This window comes from Glycomyces tenuis DSM 44171, from assembly GCF_000427885.1.
Taxonomy (GTDB): domain Bacteria; phylum Actinomycetota; class Actinomycetes; order Mycobacteriales; family Micromonosporaceae; genus Glycomyces; species Glycomyces tenuis.
In genome coordinates this window covers 39,199-53,340 of record NZ_ATYW01000010.1, presented here as the reverse complement: position 1 = coordinate 53,340, position 14,142 = coordinate 39,199, and the positions used below count along the sequence as shown (strand labels likewise).

Sequence of the window (14,142 nt, the reverse complement as noted above, 5' to 3'; positions counted from 1 at the left end):
GCAAGCGGATGCTAGCCGTGCCGGGGCCACACCGCCGTGTCGATGAACGTCTCGACGGCCTCCACGATGTCGGCCAGCACGTGCACCGAGTCGACCAGCGGCCGTCCGCGCACGAACATGCCGGTGTCGGCGCCGGGGATCTCGCAGACCTCGCCGGGCAGCTCGCGCGCGAGCGAGCGGTTCCACGACGGGTCGTCGGTGCCGCCGACCATGAGGTAGGGGGCGGTGGCCCGGCGCAGCGCCTGGAGGACCGAGTAGTGCTGGAGCATCGGGGTGAACCAGATCGCCGGGAGCCCGTGGTGGGCGGCCAGGACGGCGGCGGCCGTGCCCAGCGACTTGCCGACCAGCAGCACGGGATCGGCGTTCGCTCCGGTTCGGTCGGGCGGGCCGTCGTCGTGGACGCGGTCGAGGACGGCCTCGACCTGGTCGCACACGCCGTCGACCATGGTCCGCTCGTCGGAGGCGAGCCGGTCGGCGCCCTTCCACTCCACCGGGTAGGTGTGGGCGCCGCGCGATTGGAGGGCGACGTGGGCGAACATCAGCAGCGGCCCTTGCACTCCGTAGTTGCGTCCGGGAAGGAGGAGGGCCTGTCGACGACGAGGCATGAAGAGAATTCTAGTTCCGTGCGGCGAGGGAGGCGGGTGCCGACTGCTGTGGCGAGGGTACGGAGAGACTGGGGGAGCCGCACGGCCACGGGGGAAGCCGTGCGGCTTGCTCACAGCATAGCGCTCCGACATATTGCAGCAACGGATTGAATCGGCGCGGCGCGTCACTCTTGAGGGCAAAACACGTTTCCATCTGCGACGGTCCGGACAAGTGTTCCTCACGACCCTCCGCGAACCTGAAGCGGCCCAAGGACACCACCGGTTAGTGTCGGATAGCCGACTCAAAGCGGACCGGCGTGTCGCTCGAGGACGCCCCGCGCCGGGTCGCGCGGCGATCCTCCGCCACGCTCACGGTCCTCGTACGGGCGAATTAGTATCGACAGCACCAGTCCGAAGCAGCAGGGAGCAGCAGTCCATGGGATCACCCGAGGCCGACCGTTCGACTGACCGTCCGACGCCGGCGGAGAACGCCGCCTTGCTCGAGAAGGCGCTGTTCGAGATCAAGAAGGTGATCGTCGGGCAGGACGGCCTGGTCGAGCGGATGTTCGCCGCGCTCCTCGCCCGAGGCCACTGCCTCATCGAAGGCGTCCCCGGCGTGGCCAAGACCCTCGCCGTCGAGACCATGGCCAAGGTCGTCGGCGCCGAGTTCCAGCGCATCCAGTTCACCCCCGACCTGGTGCCCGCCGACATCATCGGCACCCGCATCTACCGCCAGTCCTCGGAGACCTTCGACGTCGAGCTCGGCCCGGTCTACACCAACTTCGTGCTCGCCGACGAGATCAACCGCGCCCCCGCCAAGGTCCAGTCCGCGATGCTCGAGGTCATGGCCGAGCAGCACATCTCCATCGGCGGCGAGACCCATCGGCTCCCCAAACCGTTCCTGGTCATGGCCACCCAGAACCCGATCGAGCAGGAGGGCGTCTACCCGCTGCCCGAGGCGCAGCGCGACCGCTTCCTGTTCAAGATCAACGTCGGCTACCCCACCGACGCCGAAGAGCGCGAGATCGTCTTCCGCATGGGCGTCGACACCCCCGTGCCCGACCGGGTCCTCGACGCCGACGACATCCTCCGCCTCCAGCAGGCCGCCGACGGCGTGTTCATCCACAACGCCCTGGTCGACTACGCGGTGCGGATCGTCATGGCCACCCGCGCCCCCGCCGCCGCCGGACTCGGCGGCCTGGCCCAGCACATCCAATACGGCGCCAGCCCCCGCGCCTCGCTCGGCCTCATCCGCGCCACCCGCGCCATCGCACTGCTGCGCGGCCGCGACTACGCGCTGCCCCAGGACCTCGACGACATCGCGCCCGAAGTCCTGCGCCACCGCCTCGTGCTGTCCTACGACGCCATGGCCGACGGCATCGCCGCCGACCAGATCGTCGGCCAGCTCCTCGCCGCGGTCCCCGCGCCCACCGTCACACCGCGCCAGGACGCGGCCCCGCGCGCCACGCCGAGCCCGCAGCGGCCAGGGGCCTGGTAGTGAACGCCGCGGACCTGCGCACCCTCGACCGGCTCCAGCTGCTCATCACCCGCCGCCTGGACGGGCTGCTCCACGGCGACTACCTCGGCCTGCTGCCCGGTCCCGGCTCCGAACCCGGCGAGGCGCGCGAGTACCGGCCCGGCGACGACGTGCGCCACATGGACTGGCCGGTCACCGCCCGCACCACCCTCCCGCACGTCCGCACGACCGTCGCCGACCGCGAACTCGAGGCCTGGCTCGCCGTCGACCTCTCGCCCAGTCTCGACTTCGGCACCGTGGGCATGCTCAAACGCGAGCTCGCGGTCAACGCCGTCGCCGCCTTCTCCTACCTCGCCGGCAGGGGCGGCAACCGCGTCGGCGCCGTCGTCACCGAAGGCGGCCCGGCCGAGCCAACTTACGGCTCCGCAGGCGTCGCCGTGAGGACGATCCCGCCGCGCCCCGGCCGCGCCGGCTCGCGCTCGCTGCTGCGCGCGGTCACCGAGCTCCCCAGAGGCACCGGCCCCGGCAACCTGCCCGAACTGCTCGACACCACCCGCCGCCACACCCGGCGGCGCGGCATGGCCGTGGTCGTCTCAGACTTCATCGACGAAGGCGACTGGCCCCGCGAGCTGCGCCGCCTCAGCGTCCGCCAGCAGGTGCTGTGCGTCGAGATCGTCGACCCCGCCGAGCTGAAGCTCCCCGACGTCGGCGTCCTCGACCTCATCGACCCCGAGACCGGCGACCACGTCGAGGTCCAGACCGGCAACGCCCGCTTCCGCGCCCGATACGAGGCCGCCGCCGCCGAGCAGCGCGAGCGCATCGCCGCCGGCATCCGCGGCGCCGGCGCCTCGCACCTGCGCCTGTCCACCGGCGCCGACTGGCTGCGCGACATCGCCGCGTTCGTCGCCGAGCGCCGCCACCTCGCCGCCTACCGCTAGACATCAGAAGGAGACCCGTTGATCCGCCTGCTCGAACCGGCATGGCTCTTGGCGCTGATCCCGGTGGCCGCGCTCGCCGGCGTCTACGTCTGGGCGCAGTACGCGCGCCAGCGGACCGCCGTGCGATTCGCCAACACCGCGCTGCTGGCCAAACTCGTCCCCAGGATCCCCGGCTGGCGGCGCCACCTGCCCGCCGGGCTCATGGTCATCGCGCTGGCCGTCCTGGTCGGCGGCATGACCCGGCCGGCCGTGGACGTCGAGGAACCCCAGGAGCGGGCGACGATCATCCTCGGCATCGACGTCTCACTGTCCATGATGGCCACCGACGTGTCGCCCAACCGCTTCGACGCGGCCAAGACCGCCGCCGTCGACTTCGTCGAGGACCTGCCCGAGCAGTACAACGTCGGCCTGGTCTCCTTCGCCGGCTACGCCTCGATCGTGGTGCCGCCCACCAAGGACCGCGCCCAGCTCACCACCGCGATCCGAGGGCTGTCGATGGCCGAGGCCACCGCCACCGGCGACGCCGTCTTCGCCTCGCTCCAGGCCGTCCAGCAGGTCCCCAACGACGGCTCGGACGAGCTCGCGCCCGCCCACGTCCTGCTGCTGTCCGACGGCTACCGCACCGCCGGTCGCAGCATCGGCGAGGCCGCCGAGGCCGCAGCCGCGGCCGAAGTGCCCGTCTCCACGGTCGCCTTCGGCACCGACGAGGGCGTCATCGAGCTCGAAGAGCAGATCGTGCCCGTCCCGGTCGACCGCGAGGCCCTCTCCGGCCTCGCCGAGGAGACCGGCGGCGGCTACTACGAGGCCGCCTCCATCGAGGAGCTGCGCGCCGTCTACGAGGACATGGGCTCCTCGCTCGGCTACCGCACCATCGCCGAGGAGATCGGGCAGTGGTTCATCGGCATCGCGCTCGTCCTGCTGTTCACCGCCGCCGGACTCAGTCTCGCCTGGACCTCGCGCCTGCCGTGACCGGCCCGGTCCGGCCGAGGCGGGCACCGGCCGGACTGTGCCAACCGACACACGGTGCGTGAAGGCCGTGTCGCCGCCGATCGGCGCCGTCGCTACGATCGTCCGTGGCTTCATACAAAGAACATGAGGGAGTTCGAACAATGGCGCGCACCGTCCTCGTCACCGGCGGCAATCGCGGGATCGGTCTCGCTATCGCCCGGGCATTCGCCGAGCGCGGCGACAACGTCGCCGTCACCCACCGCGGCTCCGGCGCCCCCGACGGCCTCTTCGGCGTCCAGTGCGACATCACCGACGCCGACTCGGTCGACGCCGCCTTCACCGCGATCGAGAACGAGTTCGGCCCCGTCGAGATCCTCGTCGCCAACGCCGGCATCACCGACGACACCCTCATCCTGCGCATGAGCGAGGACCAGTTCGACCGCGTCGTCGACACCAACCTCGCCGGCGCCTGGCGCGTCGCCAAACGGGCCTCCGGCAAGATGCTCCGCGCCAAGTTCGGCCGCATGATCTTCATCTCCTCGGTCACCGGCCTCTACGGCAACGCCGGCCAGACCAACTACGCCGCCTCCAAGGCCGGCCTGGTCGGCCTCGCCCGGTCCATCACCCGCGAACTCGGCAGCCGCGGCATCACCGCGAACGTCGTAGCCCCCGGCTTCGTCGAGACCGACATGACCGAGAAACTCCCGGAAGCCCAGCGCAAGGCCTATCTCGACGCGATCCCCGCCAAGCGCTTCGCCGCGACCGAGGAGGTCGCCGGGGCGGTCACCTGGCTCGCCGGAGACGAGGCCGGCTACGTCAACGGCGCGGTCATCCCCGTCGACGGCGGCCTGGGCATGGGCCACTAGGCCCCGGGCCCCTCGCGCCTTGACGCCTCGCCCCACACTCGAACAAGTGCAATAGTTTTTGACGGAGGAACTTGATGTCTGGAATCTTGGACGGCAAACGACTGCTCATCACCGGTGTCATCACCGAGCAGTCCCTCGGGTTCGGGGCGGCCAAGTACGCCCAAGAGCAGGGGGCCGAAGTCGTCCTCACCGGCTTCGGACGCATGTCCCTGGTCGAGCGGATCGCCGGCAAGCTGCCGAAGCCCGCGCCCGTCATCGAACTCGACGTGACCGACACCGAGCAGCTCGACGCCCTCGCCGGAAAGGTCCGCGAGCACGTCGACGGCATCGACGGCGTCCTCCACTCCATCGCCTACGCGCCGCCCTCGGCGCTCGGCGGGAACTTCCTGAACACCCCGTGGGAGGACGTCGCCCAGGCCGTCCAGGTCTCGACCTTCTCCTACAAGTCCCTGGCCGTCGCCTGCCTGCCGCTGATGGGGAGCGGAGGCTCCATCGTCGGCCTGACCTTCGACGCGACCCAGGCCTGGCCCGTCTACGACTGGATGGGCGTCGCCAAGGCCGGCCTGGAGTCCGCCAACCGCTACCTCGCCCGCGACCTCGGACCCAAGGGCATCCGCGTCAACCTCGTCTCGGCCGGCCCGCAGCGCACCATGGCCGCCAAGTCCATCCCCGGCTTCGAAGCCTTCGAAGAGGCCTGGACCAAGCGCGCCCCGCTCGGCTGGTCGCTGACCGACTCCGAGCCGGTCGCCAAGGCCTGCGCGGTGCTCCTGTCCGACCTGTTCCCCGCGACCTCGGGCGAGATCGTCCACGTCGACGGCGGCTTCCACGCCGTCGGAGTCGAACGCACCGAGAACTGACGGGCCGATCCATGCCTGAATACGACGCAGTCATCCTGGTCTCCTTCGGCGGACCCGAAGGACCGGCCGACGTCCTGCCGTTCCTGCGCAACGTCACGCGCGGGCGCGGCATCCCGGAAGAGCGCCTCGAAGAGGTCGCCGAGCACTACCACCACTTCGGCGGCGTCTCGCCGATCAACCAGTGGTGCCGCGAGGTCATCGACGCCCTGCGCGCCGAGTTCCGCTCCAGCGGCATCGACCTGCCGATCTACTGGGGCAACCGCAACTGGCCGCCGATGCTGGTCGACGCCGTCACCCAGATGACCGCCGACGGGGTGCGCCGCGCGCTGGCCGTGTGCACCAGCGCCTACGGCTCGTACTCCTCGTGCCGCCAGTACGTCGAGGACATCAACGCCGCCCGCGCCGCCGTCGGCGAGTCGGCCCCGGTCATCGACAAGGTCCGCCACTTCTTCGACCACCCCGGTTTCATCGGCGGCTTCGCGGGGCAGCTGCGCGGCAGCCTCGACCAGATCGCCGACCAGTCCCGCACCCGCGTGGTCTTCACCGCCCACTCGATCCCGGCGGCCATGGAGGACTGCTCCGGGCCCGTCGGCGCCCGCTACTCCGACCAGGTCTCCGAGGCCGCCGCGCTCGTCGCCGAGCACGCCGGATGGACCGGCCCGTTCGACGTGGTGTGGCAGTCCCGCTCGGGCCCGCCCGCGATGCCGTGGCTCGAACCCGACATCAACGACCACCTCAAGGTCCTCGCCGCCGACGGCGTCGACACCGTCGTGGTCAGCCCCGTCGGCTTCCTCTCGGACCACATCGAGGTGCTGTGGGACCTCGACAACGAGGCCGCCGAGACCGCCGCCGGCCTGGGCCTGCGCTACCTGCGCGCCGGAACGCCCGAGATCGGCGCCGACCTCGTCGGCATGTTCCGCGACCTGGTCGCCGAGCGGGTCGCCGGGGCGCCCGTGCGGCGCCTCGGCAAGCTGCCGGTGTGGGACCCCATGGTCGAGGGCTGCTGCCCCGCCCGCCGCCCCCCGGCGCCCGAGAAGCACCGAGGACGTTAGCGGTGAGCCCGGGCGGCCGTTTTGTCCCGCCCGGGCGCCGACCGTCTTTTCCGGCTTACAACCGGGTCACTCGCGGATCGTGACTCGTGACATCCTTGTACTCGTGGAACCCGCATTCATCTGGATCATCGTCGCCGTGATCCTCGGCGTGGCCGAACTGTTCACCGGCACCCTCGTACTCGCCATGGTCGCCGGCGGCGCCGTCCTCGCCGCCATCGGCGCCGGGCTCGGCGCGCCCCTGTGGGTCCAGGCGATCCTCTTCGCCGCAGGCTCGGCCGCCTCGATCTGGGGCCTGCGCCCCTTCCTCAAGCAGGCCCTCGACTCCGGAAACGACGACCAGACGATGGGCACCAAGGCCATCCAGGGCAAAGAGGCCCTCGTCCTCGAGCAGGTCGACGCCAGCGGCGGCCTGGTCGAGATCTCCGGCGACAACTGGACCGCCTACCCCCTGGAGCCCGACCAGGTGCTGGAACCCGGCGACCGAGTGACAGTGGTAGAAATCAAGGGAGCCACCGTCATCGTCTGGCGACAGACGTAACAGGAAACCCGTCAACATACCGGCGAACTCTGGAGGCAGAACTCAACCATGGACCCGCTCGGCATACTCCTGCTCGTTGTGGTGGTATTCATGGTCATCGTGCTCGCACGATCGATCAGGATCGTCCCTCAGCAGTGGAACTACATCATCGAGCGCCTCGGCCGCTACCGCCGCACGCTCGAACCCGGCCCGCGACTGCTCGTGCCCTTCGTCGACTCCGTCCGCGCCAAGGTCGACCTGCGCGAACGCGTCGTCAACTTCCCCCCGCAGCCGGTCATCACCGCCGACAACCTCGGCGTCCAGATCGACACGGTGCTGTACTACATCATCACCCAGCCCACCGCCGCGGTCTACAACATCGACGACTACCTCGCCGGCGTCGAGCAGCTGACGACCACCACGCTGCGCAACGTCGTCGGCGCGATGGACCTGGAGCGGACCCTCACCAGCCGCGAGGAGATCAACTCCCGCCTGGCCACCGAGCTCGACAAGGCCACCGACAAGTGGGGCCTCAAGGTCACCCGCGTCGAGCTGCGCTCGATCGAGCCGCCGATGAGCATCCGCGACGCCATGGAGAAGCAGATGCGGGCCGAGCGCGACCGGCGCGCCGCGATCCTCAACGCCGAGGGCACCAAGCGCTCGGCGATCCTCATGGCCGAAGGCGAGCAGCAGTCCGCCGTCCTCCGCGCCAAGGGCGAGCGCGACGCCGAGGTGCTCCGCGCCGACGGCCAGGCCAAGGCCATCCAGACCGTCTTCGCGGCCATCCACAACGCCAAGCCCACCGAGAAGCTCTTGGCCTACCAGTACCTCCAGACCCTCCCGCAGATCGCCGCCGGCGACGCCAACAAGGTATGGGTCATCCCCGCCGAGCTCACCAAGAGCCTCGGCGCGCTCGGCAACGCCTTCGGAGGCAACATCGAGGTGCCCGAGGAGGAGGAGCACATCGAGGTCGACACCAGCGCCCTCGAACTCGACGAGTCCGCCGCCCAGGCGCTGGAGGCCGCCCAGCAGGCCGCCAGCGAGGTGAAGGACATCGGCGAAGGCAAGATGCGGGACAACGAGCTCCCGCCCCCGCCGAACCCCGCGTAGCGACGATCGAGGCGCCCCGGACCGGCCAGGTCCGGGGCGCCTCCGTTTCGAGCACCTCGGGCACAATCGGAGGGTGCCCGACCACGTGATCCCGATCGACGATCCAGAAGACGAGCGGCTCGGCGACTACCGAGCCCTGACCGACCTCGCCCTGCGCACCCGCTTCGAGCAGCCCCACGGGCTGTTCATCGCCGAAGGCAGACAGGTCGTCACCCGGGCCCTGCGGGCCGGCTACCGGATGCGCTCCATGCTCATCGACGCCAAACGCGCGGACCAGCTCGCCGGCCTGGCCGAGGGCGCGCCGTGCTACACCGCCGGGCCCGAGGTCCTGGAGTCGGTCACCGGCTTCCACGTCCACCGCGGCGCTTTGGCGTCCTTCCACCGCAAACCCCTGCCCGAGCCCGCTGCGATCCTGGAGCGCTCGCGCCGCCTGGTCGTCCTCGAAGGGATCAACAACCACACCAACATCGGCGCGATCTTCCGCGTCGTGGCCGGGCTCGGCTTCGACGGCGTCCTCCTCGCCCCCGGCTGCGCCGACCCGCTGTACCGGCGCAGCGTGCGCGTGAGCATGGGGGAGGTCTTCGCGATCCCCTACACCTACCTCGACCCGTGGCCCGAAGGACTCAAGGAGATCAGGCAGGCGGGGTTCACCCTCATCGGTCTCAGCCCCTCGGCGGGCGCGATCGACCTCCGCAGCGTGAGCGAGGCCGATCGGCGCCGCCCGGCCCTGATGTTCGGCGCCGAAGGGCCCGGCCTGACGGCCGCGGCGCTGGAGGCGTGCGACCGGACCGTCGTCATCCCGATGCACGCGGGCGTGGACTCGCTCAACGTGGCCGCCGCGACCTCGGTGGCCTGCTGGGAACTGTCGCAGCCCGAACCTAGAGCCCGACCGTCGTGAACTCGGACTCGCAGGGCGGGCCCCACGTGTAGTGGAAGCGGCGGGCGTCGAGCTCCAGGTGGACCGCCAGCGCGGTGTGCGTCCGCAGCTCCACCGGGTCGCTCTCGACCGGGTGGCGGCAGATCGCTATGGGGCCGCCGTCGTGGTCGCGCATTGCCGCGTGCAGCCGCTCGGCCGACACCGGCGCGGCCTCCTTCTCCAGCAGCGTCTCCATGCGCTCGCAGCGGTGGTACGTGGAGACCCGTCCGGTCTCGAGCCAGCTCTGGTACACCCCGAGCGCCTCGGGGGAGCGGAAGTGGTTGGCGTGCACCAGCGGCGCGGAGCCGCCCTGGTAGATCACCCGCGAGCCGAGCGGCGAGGTCTCGACCGTCGCGACCCCGCCGTCGACGCTCCCGACGAAGAAGTTCGCCGAACACGCCGGCCTTGGGGCGGCGGCGTACCCGACGGCCTGCTCCAGGCTCGTCGACTGCAATATCCGCCACGTCCTGAGGTGGAACGGCACGGAGTCGATCCTCCAGTCGTCGGCGCTCGCTCCCAGGCCGTTGACGCACAGGCCCAACCCGGCGCTGTTGAGGCCGATCTTCGCGCCCGCGACGCCGGCCTCGGTGAAGCCGAGCACTGTCGTCTCGCCGCTCTTCCATTGGAGGAGCGCGCCCTCGATGCCGGTGAACCAGTCCCAGTTCTGGCCGAGCTGGACCCCGCCGCCTTCGAACGCCTCCCGCCCGCCGAAAGAAGTGCATTCACTGCGAATGCTCTCGGCCGTGGGCTTGCCGAACTCGCTCCACGCGCTGTAGAGCAGCTCGTACCTGGCGTTGAGCAGCGCGATGTCGAGCAGCGCCTGGCCCGAGCCCTCCGCGATGCCGTCCATGATCGCCCGGTAGGCGGCGTCCTCCCTGGTGAACAGCCCGAGATACCGCTGCGAGCGCTCGGCGAGCTCGTCCTCCTTGAGCCCCGAGGTGAGCATCCGGGAACGGTAGACCTCGACGTTGCTCGCGATCTGGCCCTTCAGCTGCCGCCCGTGTTGCACGCCTTGGCGATAGGGGCTGCCCTGGAGATGGAGGAGGGGAAGTTCACTCATGGCAGTCATTGTGGCAGAAGCGACACTGTATGTCACTCGCCATTCAGCGTCCCATGAGCGCCTGTTCGACCTGCGAGTAGTGGACCGTCCACCACTTGACCAGCCCCGTCTGCCCCGGCAGCAGATGGTCGCACGCGGAATTGTGACGCACGTAATGCCACTCGATGACCCAGTTGTCCGTCAGCCGGTCCCACCACAGCTGATGGGTGGCGAGCCCGATCTCGGGCTCGCCCACGTCGAACACCGAGCGGTATCCGCCGGCGAAGGCCCGGATCCGGTCGCAGTCCAGGCCCCGCTCGTCACCGTACGTGAAATAGAACACGGCGGCCCGGGCCATCTCCCGGGCATAGGAGGCGACCGTCAACCGGTCCCAGTCCAGGATCGCCGAGACCGCGTCGTCCGGCCCGTGGAGCACGTTGTGCGGGTGCAGGTCTCCGTGCGTATAGCCCACATACTGCGGCGCCATGTCCGGGGGGCGCCGATCGCCCAGGCGCACCAGAAGACCTCGCTTCAGCCGGAGCGTCTGCTCGGCGGTGGCCTCGAAGCCGGTCTTGTCCCCGCGCCCGGCGGCCACCAGATCCAGCAGCCGGTCGACCTTCTGCAACGCGGCCTCGGTCGTCGGCGGCGTCTCGACCTTGGGCGGCCGATCGGCGGGAATGGCGGTGTGCAGCGTCCGATGCAGCCGCCCGATGACCGAGCCGAGCTCCCGGCACGAGTCCTTCGACATCGACAGGCCGGACCGGTGCCGGCCGCCGACCCACGGGAAGACCCCGAACTCCTCGCCTTCGAGCAGGATGGTCGACATCCCCGTCCGGCTCGGCGTCGGCAGCACCACCGGCACCCCGGAGGCCCCCAAGGTGTGCAGCACATGGAACTGGAATTGCAGCTCAGAGCCGGTGACATCCCGGAAGAGCTTCAGCAGGTACGACCCCGATGAAGCATCGACGCGCCAACTCCGGTTCATCAGACCGGTCTGGACCCGCTGCATGCGGTAGATCTGGCCGAGGTCCCAATGTGCCAGCGCCGCGTCAGGGAGTCGAGGCGCGGTCACGGTCATGGCACAAGCGTAACCGCCCCGCGCCCGGGCGGCCGACCGCGAACCCCCCTGTGACGACACCTCAGACGTCGTGTAAAGTTTCATCTCGCGCGCCGGGGAGGTCGAAACACCTCACTGGCAGGCAAAACAAACTCCATATACACTCTCTGTGTGCCCGCGCGAGTGGCGGAATGGCAGACGCGCTAGCTTGAGGTGCTAGTGTCCTATTAACGGACGTGGGGGTTCAAGTCCCCCCTCGCGCACAGACGAAGGCCCTGGTCACAGGGCCTTTTTTCGTACCGTTTGCAGACGGGCGCGGTCCCCGGGGGATACCGCCGGGGCCGCGAGCAGCCAAAAAGACCGCCATTGGGATCGCCTAGAGCCTGTCCTGCGAATGGTTGAGCCAGATCATGGCTGCGGCGATGACCAGGCTCGCGCGGTAGAGGGTCGCCCGCTTCGCCCAGCGGGTGGCCAGATCCCGTCAGGGCGCACCAGTCCGCAGCTTCCAACGAATCGCGTTGATCACCGTCCAGTGACCGCACCACTGCACGCCAGGGCCGCCGTTAGCGGGCAGCAGCGGCTCGATCTGCCGCCACGCGGACTCAGTCAACCCACCACGACCAAGCACAAGGCGATTGTGCCTCAGGCGAAATCATTCACCAGGGCAGGCCCTAGCGGCCTGAGCTGGGCATACCACCTCCACGACTGCCCGCCCGACTGTGAGGATTTCCCGATCGTCGCGAAAGTAGATCTCGGGTCACTGAGGCTGAATCCTTCACTTGCCGAGATGGGGCATGGCGGCGACTGGCGTCCCGCGCACGCGGGTCCCCCTGGTGCGGTGGGCGGTGGAGGGCCATACTCGTCGGCGAGGCACGACGAATCGACGGCGAGGCAGGGAACATGACACGGCAGCGGCCCCGGACTTACCAGTGGCACCTCGCCACAGACGGCACGGCGATCAAGACGTACCCGAAGGCACTGGATCACTCGAACCCGCAGCAGGAGGCGCCGAAAGGCCTGAAGTACCTCCGCTACGCCACCACGCGGCGCCTGGCGCTTGCGGACTTGTACGCCGTCGAGGACGCCCTCGACGAGTCTGCCGCGCGCTACGAACGCGTGGCGCGGGCGGTGGCCCTCACGGGCGTGCTCGGGCTGGCCGCAATGCTCGTCGGCTGGCTCGTCCTCCCCACGATCGGCCTCGATGGCAACTGGACGCCGATCCTGCGCGTCACCTCGATCCCGGTCCTGGTGGTCGGCGTCGCGGGCGTGATGTTCACGCCCCTGTCGATGCGCCGCAGCATCGACCGCATCCGCACCGAAGGGGGCCTCGACATCTCGGAGCCCAAGGTCCTCAAGGAGGACGAAGCGCTGGCCCTGCTCCACGCCCCAGGGACGGTCTCCGGCCCTGCCATCGAAGGCGGCAAGCTCTGACGAGAGCACTCACTCCTCCGGGGTCAGGGTGGGGTGCACGGTCGACGGCGTCGCAGGTTGTTGGGTCGGGTCGGGGAAACCCACCGGGAGCAATCCCGGCAGGGCGCCCCGACCCGACCCAACAACTTCGGCGAGGCCGCGCTCAAGGAGGTCGCCGCGCATGGATCCTGCTGGTCCAAGGGCGGGCCAGCCTCAACCGCGACCAAACGGGCCCAGACCACCCTTGAACGCTGGCACGCTGTCCACGACCTGCTCGACCAGGGTGTAGGGCTTCTCGACTGCGCCCGGCGCCTGCAACTGTCGCTGAACACCGTCAAGCGGTACGCCAGGGCGCCCACACCCGAACGACTGCGCTCGGCCCTGCAGTACCGGACCACTCTGGTCGACCCTTACCGCGACTACCCGCGCGCACGCCGAGAATCCGAGCCCGGAGTGCCGGTGGCGCAGCTGCTGCGCGAGATCACCGAGCTCGGCTACACAGGCACTTCGAACCTGCTCCACCGCTACATCAACCAAGGCCGCGTCGAAGCCGTCCGACGCCCGATCTCCGTACGCACCTTGGCCACCCTGATCCTCACCAATCCGGCGCACCGCAGTGACAAGCAGCGCGAACTGGTCGACGAGCTCACCGGCCGCTGTCCCCAGATGAAGGCCCTGACTGGACACGTCTACGACTTCGCGATGCTGTTGCGCCCCAAGAAATCCAATGCTGATCAACTCGAAGCGTGGATCGCCGCCGTCCGCGACGAGGACCTGCCCCACCTGCACTCGTTCACCCGCGGCCTCGAACAGGACCGGGCCGCCGTCACCACCGGCATCACCCTCCCGTTCCACAACGGCCGCACCGAGGGCGTCAACACCAAGACCAAGCAGATCATGCGCCAGATGTACGGGCGGGCAGGCTTCCGGCTCCTCCGCCACCGAATCCTGCTCGGATCCACTCACTGACCGCCACCCCCGAAAGTGCGACAGAGCCAAGGTTCCGACACTCTCTGCCACGGCCGAAGAGGTCCGGATCAGTCCTCGGCGGTGGTGTCGGCGTAGCAGGTGCCGGTCTGATTGGATGCGACGGTCGGGACGGCGCAGTGTTCGCCGCGCCATGCCTTCATGCCTTCGCGGAGTGCGATGGCGACAATGCCTTCGATGAGGCTGTATCCGGCGGTGACATAGGCGAGGCGGAGGCTGTGCTGGTCGAGTCTTGCGCGGCGGTCGGTGGTCGGCGCCGACATGACGCGACCTTCCCGGCCGCCCCGGGGTCGTAGACCGGGCACAGGGCCACGTCGTGATCGGTGGCGGCCAGGACGCCATATGGCGCTATAACCCGATATTGGAATGAAATGAGTCGGCGGG

General features: G+C 69.7%; 15 protein-coding genes, 1 tRNA gene and 1 pseudogene. 12 read left to right on the top strand and 5 right to left on the bottom strand.

What is annotated here, in order from left to right; genetic code table 11:
* Positions 1-11: 11 nt before the first annotated feature.
* Complete coding sequence (locus tag YWW_RS35100) at positions 12-605, bottom strand: hypothetical protein (protein ID WP_026930490.1); 594 nt, start codon at positions 603-605, stop codon at positions 12-14.
* Positions 606-1,020: 415 nt separating this feature from the next.
* On the opposite strand from YWW_RS35100, the gene YWW_RS0113155 reads away from it, so the two are divergent.
* The 9 genes from YWW_RS0113155 (at position 1,021) to YWW_RS0113115 (ending at position 9,247) form a co-directional block, all read left to right on the top strand.
* Positions 1,021-2,082 (top strand): AAA family ATPase, encoded by a 1,062-nt coding sequence (locus tag YWW_RS0113155; RefSeq protein WP_026930489.1) that lies wholly within the window; start codon positions 1,021-1,023, stop codon positions 2,080-2,082.
* Positions 2,076-2,999 (top strand): DUF58 domain-containing protein, encoded by a 924-nt coding sequence (locus YWW_RS0113150; protein WP_026930488.1) that lies wholly within the window; start codon positions 2,076-2,078, stop codon positions 2,997-2,999. Before YWW_RS0113155 ends, YWW_RS0113150 begins: the two co-directional genes overlap by 7 nt.
* Before the next feature lie 18 nt (positions 3,000-3,017).
* Positions 3,018-3,968, top strand: coding sequence for a VWA domain-containing protein (locus YWW_RS0113145; protein WP_026930487.1), 951 nt, complete (start codon positions 3,018-3,020; stop codon positions 3,966-3,968).
* Between the two features lie 140 nt (positions 3,969-4,108).
* Entirely contained in the window at positions 4,109-4,813 is a 705-nt protein-coding gene (fabG, locus tag YWW_RS0113140) for a 3-oxoacyl-ACP reductase FabG (protein WP_026930486.1), read from the top strand.
* Positions 4,814-4,887: 74 nt separating this feature from the next.
* Positions 4,888-5,670 carry an enoyl-ACP reductase FabI gene (gene fabI / locus YWW_RS0113135; RefSeq protein WP_026930485.1) on the top strand — a complete coding sequence of 261 codons (783 nt, stop codon included), beginning with the start codon at positions 4,888-4,890 and terminating at the stop codon, positions 5,668-5,670.
* Positions 5,671-5,681: 11 nt separating this feature from the next.
* On the top strand, positions 5,682-6,722 hold the full coding sequence (locus YWW_RS0113130) for a ferrochelatase (protein ID WP_035698715.1): 1,041 nt from the start codon (positions 5,682-5,684) through the stop codon (positions 6,720-6,722).
* Positions 6,723-6,825: 103 nt separating this feature from the next.
* Positions 6,826-7,260, top strand: a complete 435-nt coding sequence (locus YWW_RS0113125; protein WP_035698716.1) for an NfeD family protein — start codon at positions 6,826-6,828, stop codon at positions 7,258-7,260.
* A gap of 48 nt (positions 7,261-7,308) precedes the next feature.
* The gene (locus YWW_RS30165) at positions 7,309-8,349 is read left to right on the top strand and encodes an SPFH domain-containing protein (protein ID WP_051325756.1); all 1,041 of its coding nucleotides are present in this window, start codon (positions 7,309-7,311) and stop codon (positions 8,347-8,349) included.
* Between the two features lie 73 nt (positions 8,350-8,422).
* Positions 8,423-9,247 (top strand): TrmH family RNA methyltransferase, encoded by an 825-nt coding sequence (locus tag YWW_RS0113115; protein ID WP_026930483.1) that lies wholly within the window; start codon positions 8,423-8,425, stop codon positions 9,245-9,247.
* On the opposite strand, the gene YWW_RS30160 is transcribed toward YWW_RS0113115, so the two are convergent.
* The gene (locus YWW_RS30160) at positions 9,228-10,325 is read right to left on the bottom strand and encodes a C45 family autoproteolytic acyltransferase/hydrolase (protein WP_051325755.1); all 1,098 of its coding nucleotides are present in this window, start codon (positions 10,323-10,325) and stop codon (positions 9,228-9,230) included. The genes YWW_RS0113115 and YWW_RS30160 overlap by 20 nt on opposite strands.
* A gap of 43 nt (positions 10,326-10,368) precedes the next feature.
* Complete coding sequence (locus tag YWW_RS0113105; RefSeq protein WP_026930482.1) at positions 10,369-11,382, bottom strand: phosphotransferase enzyme family protein; 1,014 nt, start codon at positions 11,380-11,382, stop codon at positions 10,369-10,371.
* A gap of 156 nt (positions 11,383-11,538) precedes the next feature.
* Between YWW_RS0113105 and YWW_RS0113100 the strand changes: the two genes are divergently transcribed.
* A tRNA-Leu gene (locus YWW_RS0113100) sits at positions 11,539-11,624 on the top strand.
* A 218-nt stretch (positions 11,625-11,842) separates the two neighbouring features.
* Here YWW_RS0113100 and YWW_RS38245 read toward each other — a convergent pair.
* Positions 11,843-11,989 (bottom strand): transposase, encoded by a 147-nt coding sequence (locus YWW_RS38245; RefSeq protein WP_425402694.1) that lies wholly within the window; start codon positions 11,987-11,989, stop codon positions 11,843-11,845.
* Positions 11,990-12,261: 272 nt separating this feature from the next.
* Between YWW_RS38245 and YWW_RS0113095 the strand changes: the two genes are divergently transcribed.
* Together YWW_RS0113095 and YWW_RS30155 are read left to right on the top strand one after the other, a co-directional pair.
* A complete protein-coding gene (locus tag YWW_RS0113095) occupies positions 12,262-12,792 on the top strand; it encodes a hypothetical protein (protein WP_026930481.1) in 531 nt (176 codons plus the stop codon).
* A gap of 120 nt (positions 12,793-12,912) precedes the next feature.
* Positions 12,913-13,740, top strand: a pseudogene (locus YWW_RS30155) (ISL3 family transposase); the annotation flags it as partial.
* Positions 13,741-13,808: 68 nt separating this feature from the next.
* On the opposite strand, the gene YWW_RS0113085 reads toward YWW_RS30155, so the two are convergent.
* Positions 13,809-14,021, bottom strand: a complete 213-nt coding sequence (locus YWW_RS0113085; RefSeq protein ID WP_026930480.1) for a hypothetical protein — start codon at positions 14,019-14,021, stop codon at positions 13,809-13,811.
* Positions 14,022-14,142: the final 121 nt, after the last annotated feature.

Bases quoted from the DNA above. Each gene is read 5' to 3' on its own strand.
- YWW_RS35100 (WP_026930490.1), bottom strand. From the start codon at position 605: ATGCCTCGTCGTCGACAGGCCCTCCTCCTTCCCGGACGCAACTACGGA.
- YWW_RS0113155 (WP_026930489.1), top strand. From the start codon at position 1,021: ATGGGATCACCCGAGGCCGACCGTTCGACTGACCGTCCGACGCCGGCG.
- fabG (WP_026930486.1), top strand. From the start codon at position 4,109: ATGGCGCGCACCGTCCTCGTCACCGGCGGCAATCGCGGGATCGGTCTC.
- fabI (WP_026930485.1), top strand. From the start codon at position 4,888: ATGTCTGGAATCTTGGACGGCAAACGACTGCTCATCACCGGTGTCATC.
- YWW_RS0113130 (WP_035698715.1), top strand. From the start codon at position 5,682: ATGCCTGAATACGACGCAGTCATCCTGGTCTCCTTCGGCGGACCCGAA.
- YWW_RS30165 (WP_051325756.1), top strand. From the start codon at position 7,309: ATGGACCCGCTCGGCATACTCCTGCTCGTTGTGGTGGTATTCATGGTC.
- YWW_RS30160 (WP_051325755.1), bottom strand. From the start codon at position 10,325: ATGAGTGAACTTCCCCTCCTCCATCTCCAGGGCAGCCCCTATCGCCAA.
- YWW_RS0113105 (WP_026930482.1), bottom strand. From the start codon at position 11,382: ATGACCGTGACCGCGCCTCGACTCCCTGACGCGGCGCTGGCACATTGG.
- YWW_RS0113095 (WP_026930481.1), top strand. From the start codon at position 12,262: ATGACACGGCAGCGGCCCCGGACTTACCAGTGGCACCTCGCCACAGAC.
- YWW_RS0113085 (WP_026930480.1), bottom strand. From the start codon at position 14,021: ATGTCGGCGCCGACCACCGACCGCCGCGCAAGACTCGACCAGCACAGC.